We start from the raw sequence: 10,000 nt of genomic DNA, 5'->3' as shown, positions 1-10,000 counted from the left end.
AAGGCCGGGATAACCTCGGCCTTGCCCAGCGAACCACAGAGCTGGTTGAGGAAAAACACCATGAAGCCCAGCACGATGCCTGACAGGGTCAGTCGCGCCAGCCCGCCAATCCGCATCAGGCGCAGGCTGAAGGCGGCCCCCAGCGCCGTCATGGCGGCGAACATCAGCGGCGTGGCCAGCAACTGGTGCAGGCGGAGTATGTAGCCTGCGGCCGAAAAACCGGAAGACTCAATCTGCATTATGGTGCCGGGCAATTGCCAGAAATTGGTCGATTGCGGTACGGCGAAGCGGCTGAACGCCCGCTCCGGGCTCAAATTCGAGTCGATAGAGAGGGTGTTGTAATATAACAGGGATTCGCCGGGTTTGCTGACGCGCGCATTCTTGAGTTGCCAGGTGCCGGGTCGCAGCACCGCCTCTGAGGCGTCGATACGCGTCAGAAAACGCGGGATTTCGGTTTCGTCCAGAGCAAAGGTCCAGAAGCTGGCGTCGATCAGGCGGCCATCATCGCTCTGTTTGCGGGCATGGATAACGGTCTGCTGCTTGCCGTCACCCTGTCTCAGATAGACCTCGCCCGTTTTGGCGCGCGTATCGGATTGTGATTGAAGCGCGGCAAAACGGTCGTACTCATCCGCCAGCCGGGTGGCGATGGGGTTGAGGACGGTTATGGTCAGAGCCCCTAAAATGGCTGCCATGCCGGATACCGGCAGTACAAAGCGCCAGGCCGACATACCGGCGGCGCGCATGGCGATCAGCTCGGAACGGCGGTTCAGCCCCACAAAGGCCGACAGGGTGCCGAACAGAAAGGCAAAGGGCAGCAGGACGAGAATAATATTGGGGGATTTGAGCATCAGCAGACCGACGATCTGCAAGCTGCTCAGGTCGCCGCGCTGACCCAGCGATTTTGATACTTCAACATAGTCGATCAGGAAGATGATGCTGGAGACGATCACCAGAGCCGTGCCGACGGCCATCAGGCAGCGCGTGATGATGTAGGTCGTCAGGCGTTCCCGACGCCACGGATTGGCATAGCTCAGCAGAGTGAGAGCGGCGGTGAGCGGGTTCATGCCTGACCTCCGAGGGGTCTGAGTTCCCTCAGGTTTTGTGCGCCTGTGGCCTTGCCCCGCACGCAGGTGCGGTCGTTTTTGCGGATGATGGCCAGGCAAGCCCAGATCAGCGCCACCGGCACCACATATTGCAGGATATTGGCCACGGGTGTGTTGGCGCACCCGGCCTCGATAGCAAAGCCGACGATACGGATACCGGCGGCGATAAAGGAGACAGTGGCGATGCGACGCCCATAGCCCTGACGGCTGAACGTTCCCCCCAGAACGCCCACAACCGCCAGCAAGCAGAAGCCCAGATTATACAGAGGCCCCGAAATGCGGGCATGGCCTTCGGCCATCAGCTTTGTCCAGTTACCGTTTTCCCACTCCATGGCGCGGTTCGGGAAGAAGAGTTCGTGCGGGAAACGGTCGGAATCCTTGAAGTGCAGATAATCTTCGGAAATCACATACTGCGAAATGTCGAAGGAGTATTCGGCGAAGGTCAGATGGTTCAGCACGCCCTGCGGCGACAATTGCTGGGTCGATCCGTCGCGCAGGATCAGGACCTGCCCCCCCTTGGCCGGGGTAATCACGCGGCCTTCGCGCGCCATATAGGTGCGGTCCTGCCCGTTGGCACCGGGCGTGCGGATGAAGATTTGCCGCAAAAGGCCGCTTTGATCAATCCGCTGCACGTAGATGGTCATGCCGGACGGCGTCGTCGAAAAGTCACCCTCGCGCACAGCGGCGGCAATGACGTCGGTCTTGATCTTGAACAGTTCTTCGCGCATGGCGCGCGAGGCGGCGGGCTGGATGAACAGGGTCATCAACAGGCCCGTCAGGGTGATATAGACCCCGAAGCGCACCACCGGAGACGCGATACGCCACAAGGACATGCCGTTGGCATAGCTGGCCACAATTTCATGGTCATTGTGCATACGGTTGAGCGCCACCAGCGTGCCGACAAAGATGGCCACCGGAAAGATCAGGCCGGACAACTGCGGCAGGGCCAGGAAGGTGATTTTCAGGAAGGTGCTCAGGCTCTGCCCGCGTTCAACGATGACGTCAAACTGGGTCAGGGATTGCGACAGGATGGCGATAGCCGTCAGGGCGGCAATCGCCCCCAGAATCGGCGTGCGCATCTGGCGCGAGATGTAACCTTCGATCGTACGCAATGGCCAGCCTGAAAAAAGTTTTAAAGAAACAAAGATGGCACTTAGATGTCGGCCTTGTCGAAATCATGGCCGCGCACCGTCTATACGATCTGTTTTGACCGCATACACAGGCAATAGCAAGCCATCTACCGCAGTGCAGTAGAAAAATCGGTTGTTTGTTTGCCCTGAGACAACTGTGACCGCCTTGCCACGGCCGGGCAAATGGTGCTTAAACGGGCGCGGATTGCGGGTCCCTGCCCTGAGAGACAAAGGGTGTGTGCGTGGCCCGCCGCATACGCAGATGGAGTTTCCATGCAGATCGAACTGTCCGCCATCCTTCCCGCCGATACCGCCGTGGCCGTTGTGGTCGGCGAGGGCCTGACCCTCAGCGCCGCCGCTCAGGCGCTGGAGACCGCCACGGGCGGCTACTTCACCGGGGCGCTTAAAAAGTCAGGATTTACCGGCGCTAAGGGCAAGGTGCAGACCGTATCGGCCACGGCGGATCAGACCTACACGGCTCTGGTGGCGCTGGGGGCCGGACCTCTGGGCGACCTGAAGGGCCAGACGCTCGAATCGGTGGCCGGCAGCCTCTGGCACGGCCTCAAGGCGTCGGGCCTGACTTCGGTGGCGCTTGATCTGTCCGGCTTTGCGGCGCAAGAGGTGGCGACGGTGCGCTTCGCCCTGACGCTCGCCGCCTATCGCTTCGACAAATATTTCGGTCAGGCCAAGCTGGACAAGCTTCCGGCGCTGAAAACGATCACGCTGGTGACGGCGGATGTGGCCGCCGCCGAAGCGGCTTATCAACCGTTGAAAGCTGTAGCCGAGGGCATCATTCTGGCGCGCAACCTGGTGTCTGAGCCCCCGAACGTCCTCTATCCCGAATCCTACGCCGAAATCATCAAGGGCTACGAATCGCTGGGCCTTAAGGTCGAGGTGCTGGGCGAAGCCGAAATGAAGGCCTTGGGCATGAACGCGCTTCTGGGCGTGGGGCAGGGCTCGCGCAAGGAATCGAAGCTGGTCGTCATGCAGTGGAATGGCGCGGGCGATGCGCAGCCCGTGGCCTTTGTCGGCAAGGGCGTGACCTTTGACACCGGCGGCATCTCCATCAAGCCCGCCGAGGGCATGGAAGACATGAAGTGGGACATGGGCGGTTCGGCGGCCGTGGTCGGAGCCATGGTGGCGCTGGCCGGACGTAAGGCGAAGGTCAATGCCGTCGGTATCGTGGGGCTTGTCGAAAACATGCCGGACGGCAATGCCCAGCGTCCGGGCGATGTGGTGAAGGCCATGTCGGGCACCACGATCGAGGTCATCAATACCGACGCCGAAGGCCGCCTCGTTCTGGCCGACGCCCTGTGGTATTGCCAGGAACGCTTCAAGCCGCAGTTCATGATTGATCTGGCCACCCTGACCGGGGCCATGATCATTTCGCTGGGCATGGACTATGCCGGCGTCTTCTCCAACAATGACGATCTGGCAGACAAGCTGGCGAATGCGTCGAAGTCGGTGTCGGAAAACACCTGGCGTATGCCGCTGCCGCCGCAGTACGAAAAGCAGATCGACTCGAAAATCGCCGACATTCGCAATATTGGCGGCCGTCCGGCGGGTTCGATCACGGCGGCCCTGTTCCTTCAGCGCTTTGTCAATGAGGTGCCGTGGGCGCATATCGACATCGCCCCGACCGCCTGGACCAATGAGCAGCGCCTGACCACCGTGCCCGAAGGCGGCACCGGTTTTGGCGTGCGCACGCTCAATGCGCTGGTTGAGGCCTATTACGAGCAGTAAGGCACGCCCCCTCTGACAAGAAGGGATACCATGACTCAGGTCTGGTTCTATCATCTCGAACGCACGCCGCTGAAGGCCGCCCTGCCGGACCTGCTGGAAAAGACCCTGCAAAAGGGCTGGAAGGCCTATGTGCTGGGGACGGCGGGCGAGACGCTGGAGGGACTGGATCAGCACCTGTGGGCGTATCGCGATGAGGCCTTTCTGCCGCATGGACTGGAGAGTGAGCCTCAGGCGGCGCGCCAACCGGTACTGTTGGGCGACAGCGGCGGCAATGCCAACGGGGCTGAGGTGCTGTTCTCGGTGTCCGCCATGAATTTGCCTGAACTGTCGCCGTATCAGAGGTGTCTGATCCTGTTTGAGGGCCACGATGAGACGCATCTGAACTGGGCGCGCGCCCAATGGAAGACGCTGAAGGCCCAAAATTTCGATCTGGCCTACTGGAAACAAAACGACGCCGGTCGTTGGGAGAAGGTGCAATGATGAAAAAGATCGCGGCCGGTTCGGCCCTGTTGCTGCTGGCCGCCTGTTCGACACCGGCCCCGCCGCCTGTTTCACCGCCGCCGCCACCCGCTGTATCGCGCCCCACACCGCAAAAACCGCCGGAATTCAAACCGGTCGATACCGACAAATGCGAGGCAAAGAGCCTGCAATATCTGGTGGGTAAACCGCGCACCCAGATCCCGGTGCCGCTGGAGCCTTCAAAGCGCCGTGTTCTGTGTTCGACCTGTGCGGCGACCATGGATTACCGCGCCGATCGTCAGACGATCATTTTCGATACGGATACGGGGATTATCAAGTCGGTCTCCTGCGGTTAGGCAAATCGCGCAGTTTGCGGCCTTCTCTCCTCCCTGCGCGAAGCGTGGGGAGGGGGACCACGAAGGGGTGGAGGGGGGCGACTCTGCCAGATGACCCAGCCAAGAGGCTACGAATTACAAACGTCGTGTCCTCGGGAGAAACCGAGTGATCCCCCTCCGCCTCGACGCGCTTCGCTTGCTCGGCACCTCCCCATTGCTGCGCAACAGGGAGGAGATTAAAGGCCCGCCTCGGTTTTGGCCGTCTCATAGACTTCGGCGGCCTCCATCCAGTCGCCCTCCATCTTCACCAGATCGTCTTCCAGCTTGGCCTTTTCCTTGCCGAGTTTGACCGCCTCTGTGGGGGCCTTCACATAGATGTCCGGGTCCGAAAGTTTCAGGTCGATCATCTTGATCTTGTTGCCCAAAGTTTCAATCTGACGCTCTAGGTCGTCGGCCTTTTTCTTCAGCGGCGCGATGGCGTTGCGGGCAGCAGCGGCGGCCTTGCGCGCCTCCTTGGTATTGACGCTGGCCGGCTTGTCCTTAGCGGCGGCCTGCGCTTCCTCGCGCGTCGCTGTCTTGGCGCGTTCGACCACCAGCTTCGCGTAGTCGTCCATAGTGCCGGTATAGGTCTTCACCGTCCCGTCATTGACCAGCCAAAGCTTGTCCGCCACCAGTTCGACCAGCGAGCGGTCGTGGGTGATGATCAGCACGGCGCCTTCATAGTCGTTCAGCGCATCGAGCAGCGCGCGGCGCGAGTCGATATCAAGGTGGTTGGTCGGCTCATCGAGGATCAGCAGGTGCGGGCCGTCCATGGCCACCATGTTGAGCAGCAGGCGGGCGCGCTCACCCCCCGACAGGTCCTTTACCTTGGTCTCGACCTTTTCCACCGTCATGCCGAAGCTGCCCAGACGCCCGCGGCGCTTGGATTCCGTCTCATCCGGGCGGGCGCGGCGCATCATCTCCAGAGGCGTGTCTTCCGGGTCCATGGCCTCGATCTGGTGCTGATGGAACCAGGCGACCGTCATGCGGCGGTCGCGCCACTGCGTGCCGTGCATTTCGGTCAGGGCTCCGGCCAGCAGCTTGGCAAAGGTCGATTTACCGGCCCCGTTGACCCCCAAAACCCCAATCCGATCATCGGGATCGAGCCGGATGTTGATGTTCCGAAGAATGACCGTATCCCCATAGCCGACACTGGCGTCGTCCAGACGCAGGATCGGCGGGGCCAGTTCCTTTTCAGGCGAGGGCAGGCGGAAGGGGGCGACGCGGTCCTGAATATTGGCGGCGATCGGCGGCAGCTTTTCCAGCTTCTTCATGCGCGACTGGGCCTGCGAGGCCTTGGACGCCTTGGCCCTGAACCGATCGACAAAGGCCTGGAGGTGGGCGCGCTCAGCCTCCTGCTTGGCGGCATTGGCGGCGTTGAGGCGGGCCTTTTCGGCGCGCATCCGCTCGAAATTATCATAATTGCCGCTGTAATAGTCGAGCCTTTGCCCCACCACGTGCACGATGGCATCGACCGACTCATTGAGCAGGTCGCGGTCGTGCGAAATCATCAGGGCGGCATTGGGGTAGCGTTTCAGCTTGGCTTCCAGCCACAGGGCCCCTTCGAGGTCGAGATAGTTGGTCGGCTCATCGAGCAGCAGCAGGTCGGGCTCGGCCAAAAGCGCCCCGGCCAGCGCCGCGCGCATCCGCCAGCCACCAGAAAAGTCCGAGATGGGCCGCGTCAGGTCGGCATTGGAAAAGCCCAGACCACTGAGGATTTCCGCAGCGCGCGACGGCGCACGATCCGCGCCGATGGCGTAGAGGTCGTGGTGGATTTCCGCCTGCTGCATCGGATCGGCGGTTTCGAGCGCCTTCAAAAGATTGGCGCGGCGCGTGTCGATGGCCAGGACCGCGTCGATCAGGTGCTGCGGCGAGGCGGCGATTTCCTGATCCACACTGGCCACGCGCCAGCCTTTGGGCGTGGTGATTTCGCCGCCGCCGGGTTGCGACTTGCCCAAAATCAGGCCGAACAGGGTCGATTTGCCGACGCCGTTCAGCCCCACCAGACCGGCCTTGGTTCCCGGCGTCAGGGTCAGGCTGGCGCCATCAAAGAAGCGACGGCCATAGGCGTCGTAGGTCAGGTTGGTGATCTGAAGCATGAGACTGTAAAAAACGTCGTAAAAAAGCGGTTGGCGTAAGCCGTCGGCCTCGCTATAAGCCGCCCCAACCTAAACGCAAGACAAAACGGATTTCCCATGTCCCGTACCTTCTCCATCCTGAAGCCCGACGCCACCCGCCGCAACATCACCGGCGCCGTCAACGCCGTGATCGAGGCCGCCGGCCTGCGCATCGTCGCTCAAAAGCGCGTTCACTTCACCAAGGCTCAGGCCGAGCGCTTCTACGGCGTCCACAAGGAGCGCCCCTTCTTCGGCGAACTGGTTGAACAAATGACCGCCGCGCCGGTCGTCGTTCAGGTTCTGGAAGGCGAAAACGCCGTCGCCAAGTACCGCGAAGTGCTGGGCGCCACCAACCCGGAACAGGCCGCCGAAGGCACCGTCCGTAAGCTGTTCGCCCTGTCGATCGGTGAAAACACCGCGCACGGTTCGGACTCGGACGAAAACGCGGCCATCGAAATCGCGCAGTTCTTCTCGGAAGCCGAAATCGTCGGCTAATCTGAGGCTTATTGCCGAAACTTAAAACCCCGCCGGTGCGCCCGGCGGGGTTTTTTATTAGAGCGATGTGCGGAAAAGTGTGAGCGGTTTTCCGTAAGAACATCGCGACAAAACAAAAATTTAGAGCGAAATGGCGTTTCCACCTAAGTCATTTCGCTCTAGCCACGAAAAGCACGAAAAGCACAAAAAGGCTACCGCCACTTTCCGCCCGTAGGGCCTCCCGTCATTGTCGCCGGACCGCGTGCCCGGCGCATCGCGCCAAATGTTGACCGCGTTGTTCGTGATTTTCGTGTTTATCGTGGTTAAATTCTTCGGTCGCGAATCTAATCCAGTTCAACCACCTCGACGCGGGTGCCGTTGAGCACCAGCGCCAGTTCGCCTTTTTTCAGCTTGATGGCGTCGTCGCCGAACACCTTGCGCCGCCAGCCTTCGAGCGCCGGGACATTGGCCTTGTCATCCAGCGCGATCTTTTCCAGATCGGCCACGGAGGCGATCAGTTTCGGGGCAACGCCTTCGTCTTCGCAGCGCACGCGCAGCAGCACCTTCAGCAGTTCCACCACGCTGGCCGGGACCTGCACCGGCGGCGGGGCCTTATCGACCTTGGGGGCGTATTTTTCCGGCTCGGCCAGAGCCGTCTGGATCACCTCGCACAGTTCGATGCCGAATTTGGACGCCCCGAAACCCTTGGGCGTCGAGCGCAGGCGGTCAAAGGCCGCCGCATCGGTGGGCAGTTGGGTGGCGATTTCGTCCACGCCCTCGTCCTTGAGGATACGGCCGCGCGGCTGATCGCGCTCCTGCGCCACGCGCTCGCGCCACGCCGCCACCTCCTTGAACACCGCCATATATTTCAGCGAGGGCTTGCGCGGACGCAGCCGTCGCCAGGCGTCGTCGGGCGAGGTGTTATAAAGCTTCGGATCGGTCAGATCGGCCATTTCGGCGGCGACCCATTCGTATCGGTTCTGGGCTTTGAGCTTTTCGACCAGCTTCGGATAGAGCTTGGCCAGATGCGTCACATCGCCCAGCGCGTATTGCAACTGCTGCTCGGACAGGGGCCGGCGCGACCAGTCGGTAAAGCGCGAGCCCTTGTCGATATCGACCTTGATCACCTGACGCACCAGCGAATCATAGGCCACCTGATCGCCGAAGCCCGCCGCCATGGCCGCGACCTGCGTATCGAAGACCGGGGCGGGCATGGCCCCCAGATTGTTGAAGATTTCCACGTCCTGACGGCAGGCGTGGAAGACCTTGAGGATGGCCGGATCGGTCAGCAGGTCCAGAAACGGCTGAAGATCGAGGTCAGGGGACAGGGGGTCGATAATGCCCGCGTGCTCCTCAGACGCTGCCTGTATCAGGCACAGCTTGGGCCAGTAGGTGGTTTCGCGCATAAACTCCGTATCGACGGTGATGAACGGGGCGCTGGCGATTTTGGCGCAGAAATCGGTGAGGGCGGCGGTCGTGGTGATAGTGGGCATAAATACGACTTTGTGCGTGAAGCGCGACGGGGATGCCCGTCTTTTTCCACGGCGATGAAAAGAAAGGACCGCACGGCGGCTGCCCGGCGCACGATTTGACGATTTTGCGAATAGCTATAGCAAGTTTTTGCGGGACGAAAAGCGTCAAGCCGGTTATAGAGCGCGCAAATCACCCTCAAATCGCTTTCCGGCGCGTACACTTAAGGTTAGTTTTATGACCGAGCCCCAATCCAACGGCCTTACCTATGCCCAGTCCGGCGTCGATATCGACGCGGGCGAAGCGCTTGTGGACGCCATCAAACCGCTGGCCAAGGCCACGCGCCGTCCCGGTGCCGAGGCCAGCCTGGGCGGGTTTGGTGCCCTGTTTGACCTGAAGGCGGCGGGCTATGACGACCCGCTGATCGTCACGACGACGGACGGCGTGGGCACCAAGCTGCGTATCGCCATCGACACCAACCGCCACGACACGGTGGGTATCGACCTGGTGGCTATGTGCGTCAACGACCTGCTGGCGCAGGGGGCAGAGCCCCTGATGTTTCTCGACTACTACGCCACCTCAAAGCTCGACGTCGATACGGCGCGTCGGGTGGTGGCCGGGATTGCCGAAGGCTGCAAGCGCGCGGGCTGCGCGCTGGTCGGCGGGGAAACCGCCGAAATGCCCGGCATGTACGAGGGCGAAGACTACGATCTGGCCGGGTTCAGCGTCGGCGCGGTCAACCGCGACAAGGTGCTGCCGAAGCTGGAGGCACAGGCGGCGGGCGATCTGATCATCGCTCTGGGGTCGTCGGGTCCGCACTCCAACGGCTATTCGCTGATCCGCAAGGTGGTTGAGCGCTCGGGCCTGAGCTGGGCCGACGATGCGCCGTTTGCCACTGAAAAATCGCTGGCTCAGGCCCTGCTGGAGCCGACGCGCATCTACATTTCGTCGGTTCTGCCGCTGATGAGGGCGGGTCTGGTCACCGGCGGGGCGCATATCACGGGCGGCGGCCTGATCGAAAACCCCGGCCGCGCCATTGCCGAGGGGTTGAAGGCCGAGTTCGATTTCGACGGCTGGACCTTCCCGCCGGTCTTCCAGTGGCTGATGCAGGCAGGCAATATCGACAAACA

At 61.6% G+C, this 10,000-nt stretch carries 9 protein-coding genes; 5 read left to right on the top strand and 4 right to left on the bottom strand.

The genetic code is table 11. The features are described 5' to 3' along the window. Together LDL37_RS08795 and LDL37_RS08790 are read right to left on the bottom strand one after the other, a co-directional pair. The coding region (locus tag LDL37_RS08795; protein WP_290796886.1) for an LptF/LptG family permease at positions 1-1,064 on the bottom strand (1,064 nt) is incomplete at its 3' end. After that, complete coding sequence (locus LDL37_RS08790; RefSeq protein ID WP_290796883.1) at positions 1,061-2,215, bottom strand: LptF/LptG family permease; 1,155 nt, start codon at positions 2,213-2,215, stop codon at positions 1,061-1,063. The genes LDL37_RS08795 and LDL37_RS08790, both read right to left, overlap by 4 nt. 291 nt (positions 2,216-2,506) lie before the next feature. On the opposite strand from LDL37_RS08790, the gene LDL37_RS08785 reads away from it, so the two are divergent. The 3 genes from LDL37_RS08785 to LDL37_RS08775 are packed head-to-tail and all read left to right on the top strand — an operon-like array spanning position 2,507 to position 4,791. Continuing rightward, a complete protein-coding gene (locus tag LDL37_RS08785) occupies positions 2,507-3,976 on the top strand; it encodes a leucyl aminopeptidase (RefSeq protein ID WP_290796880.1) in 1,470 nt (489 codons plus the stop codon). 30 nt (positions 3,977-4,006) lie between these two features. Further along, positions 4,007-4,456 (top strand): DNA polymerase III subunit chi, encoded by a 450-nt coding sequence (locus LDL37_RS08780; protein WP_290796877.1) that lies wholly within the window; start codon positions 4,007-4,009, stop codon positions 4,454-4,456. Next, complete coding sequence (locus LDL37_RS08775) at positions 4,453-4,791, top strand: proteinase inhibitor i78 (RefSeq protein ID WP_290796874.1); 339 nt, start codon at positions 4,453-4,455, stop codon at positions 4,789-4,791. Before LDL37_RS08780 ends, LDL37_RS08775 begins: the two co-directional genes overlap by 4 nt. A 215-nt stretch (positions 4,792-5,006) precedes the next feature. On the opposite strand, the gene LDL37_RS08770 is transcribed toward LDL37_RS08775, so the two are convergent. Continuing rightward, positions 5,007-6,908, bottom strand: a complete 1,902-nt coding sequence (locus LDL37_RS08770) for an ABC-F family ATP-binding cassette domain-containing protein (protein WP_290796871.1) — start codon at positions 6,906-6,908, stop codon at positions 5,007-5,009. A 96-nt stretch (positions 6,909-7,004) separates the two neighbouring features. On the opposite strand from LDL37_RS08770, the gene ndk reads away from it, so the two are divergent. Continuing rightward, complete coding sequence (ndk, locus tag LDL37_RS08765) at positions 7,005-7,421, top strand: nucleoside-diphosphate kinase (RefSeq protein ID WP_013480483.1); 417 nt, start codon at positions 7,005-7,007, stop codon at positions 7,419-7,421. A 323-nt stretch (positions 7,422-7,744) separates the two neighbouring features. Here the strand turns inward: ndk and rnd are convergent, their stop codons facing one another. After that, complete coding sequence (rnd, locus tag LDL37_RS08760) at positions 7,745-8,893, bottom strand: ribonuclease D (RefSeq protein ID WP_290796868.1); 1,149 nt, start codon at positions 8,891-8,893, stop codon at positions 7,745-7,747. Positions 8,894-9,107: 214 nt separating this feature from the next. On the opposite strand from rnd, the gene purM reads away from it, so the two are divergent. Beyond that, on the top strand, positions 9,108-10,000 hold an 893-nt coding region (gene purM / locus LDL37_RS08755), incomplete at its 3' end, for a phosphoribosylformylglycinamidine cyclo-ligase (protein WP_290796865.1).

This window comes from Asticcacaulis sp. (genome assembly GCF_020217185.1).
Taxonomy (GTDB): Bacteria; Pseudomonadota; Alphaproteobacteria; order Caulobacterales; family Caulobacteraceae; genus Asticcacaulis.
The sequence above is the reverse complement of the archived record's forward strand: the minus strand, read 5'-3'. Positions and strand labels throughout refer to the sequence as shown.